The following is a 411-nucleotide window of genomic DNA, read 5'->3' on the forward strand; positions in this document are numbered from 1 at the left end:
CACCTGATGAGGCCGTCGGCCTCGACGTGGATTTCGTGCCGGGCGACCGGGTCGGGATCGCCTGGCTGCGCCATACCTGCGGCACCTGCCGATCTTGTCGCCGCGGAGCCGAGAACCTCTGTCCCCGTTCGCGCTATACCGGGTGGGACGCCGACGGTGGCTACGCCGAATATGCCGTGGTCCCGGCGGCATACGCCCTGCGGCTACCCGACGGCTACAGCGACACCGACACGGCGCCACTGCTGTGTGCCGGGATCATCGGCTACCGGGCGCTACGCAGAGCTGCACTACCTGCCGGCGGACGGCTCGGCATCTATGGTTTCGGCGGCAGCGCCCACATCGCCGCCCAGGTGGCGATGGCCGAGGGCGCCGAAGTGCACGTCATGACTCGCGACCGAGAAGCCCGAGAAC

At 69.3% G+C, this 411-nt stretch carries 1 protein-coding gene; it reads left to right on the top strand.

Annotated elements, in window-relative coordinates; genetic code table 11:
• A partial coding sequence (locus GV790_RS29050; protein ID WP_163818011.1) for an alcohol dehydrogenase catalytic domain-containing protein occupies nt 1–411 on the top strand: 411 nt, incomplete at both ends.

The organism is Nocardia cyriacigeorgica (genome assembly GCF_010858045.1).
Lineage (GTDB): Bacteria > Actinomycetota > Actinomycetes > Mycobacteriales > Mycobacteriaceae > Nocardia > Nocardia cyriacigeorgica_E.